This window comes from Kitasatospora sp. NPDC007106 (genome assembly GCF_040634455.1).
Classification (GTDB): Bacteria; Actinomycetota; Actinomycetes; order Streptomycetales; family Streptomycetaceae; genus Kitasatospora; species Kitasatospora arboriphila.
This window is the reverse complement of the sequence record NZ_JBEYFP010001340.1, coordinates 1-1205: the sequence shown is the minus strand read 5'-3', so window position 1 is coordinate 1205 and position 1205 is coordinate 1. Positions and strand designations below refer to the sequence as shown.

The 1205-nt window shown below is 74.4% G+C and carries 1 protein-coding gene and 1 pseudogene; both read right to left on the bottom strand.

The window, feature by feature from the left end:
- The coding region (locus ABZ641_RS38325; protein ID WP_359989286.1) for a M24 family metallopeptidase at nt 1-751 on the bottom strand (751 nt) is incomplete at its 3' end.
- A 25-nt stretch (nt 752-776) separates the two neighbouring features.
- Nucleotides 777-1205 (bottom strand): annotated as a pseudogene (locus tag ABZ641_RS38320) (dipeptidase); the annotation flags it as partial.

The following is a 1205-nucleotide window of genomic DNA, read 5'->3' as shown; positions in this document are numbered from 1 at the left end:
CCTCCCCGACGTGCACCGTGCGGGTGGTGTCGGAGCCGTAGCCGTCCTTGAGGCCGCCGAAGTCGAGGACGACGGTGTCGCCCTCCTGGATCACCCGGTCGTCGGCCTCGTGGTGCGGGTTGGCGCCGTTCGGGCCGGAGCCGACGACGGTGAAGTCGACCTGGCTGTGCCCGTACTCGAGCAGCAGCGCGGCGAGGTCGGCGGCGATCTCGTTCTCGGTGCGGCCGGCGAACGGCACCTCCAGGATCCGCCGGTAGGTGGCGTCCGCGGCGCCGCCGGCCGCGGCGAGCCGCTCCAGCTCGTCAGGGTCCTTGACGGCCCGCAGCATCGGCAGGGCCTGGGTCAGCGAGGCGTACCGGCTGTCCGGCAGCGCCTCCTGGAGGGCCAGTAGGTGCAGCGCCCAGGCCGAGTCGGAGATGCCGTAGCACCCGGCCGGGTCCAGGACGGGCGCGACCGCCTCGCGGTAGGGGTCGGTGCCGTCCGTCCAGTCGGTGAACCGGACGGCGGCGGCGCCGGGGGCGGCCTCGGCGTCAGGCCGTTCCAGTCGCGGAACCACCAGCACGGGTTCGGTGTCGGGGGTGAGCAGCAGTGCGGTCAGCCGCTCGGTCAGGGCGGTCGGCCGGTAGCCCGTCAGGTAGACGAGGTCGGGGCCGGGGGTGACGACCAGTCCGGAGAGTCCGGCCAGGGCGGCGGTCTCGACCGCCAGCGCCATCCGGCGGGTGAAGTCCTCGGTGGTGAACGGTGCGGGCATGGCGGCGGCCTCTCCGGAGGGACGGTCAGGAACGGTCTGCGTAGTACCGCAGGAACAGGGCCTCGACAAGGGCCATGTGCTCGATCTCGGACGGATCGACGCTCTCGTTCGGAGCGTGGATGAGGCAGCGCGGCTCCTCGACGCCCATCAGGACGATCTCCGCCTCGCGGTAGGTGTCGGCGAGCACGTTGCACAGCGGGATGGAGCCGCCCTGGCCGAGGAAGGAGACCGGCTTGCCGTAGGCCCGCCGCATCGCCCGGTCGAGTGCCGCGTACGCCCTGCCGTTCGTGGCGGCGCGGAACGGCGAGCCGGTGCCCTCGGTCTCGACCTCGACCGCGGCGCCCCAGGGCGCGGCGTCGGTGAGGTGGGCGGCGAGCGCGTCGCGGGCCGCCTGCGGGTCGGTGCCGGGCGGCACCCGCAGGCTCACCCGGGCGCGGGCGGTGGCGGGCACCGC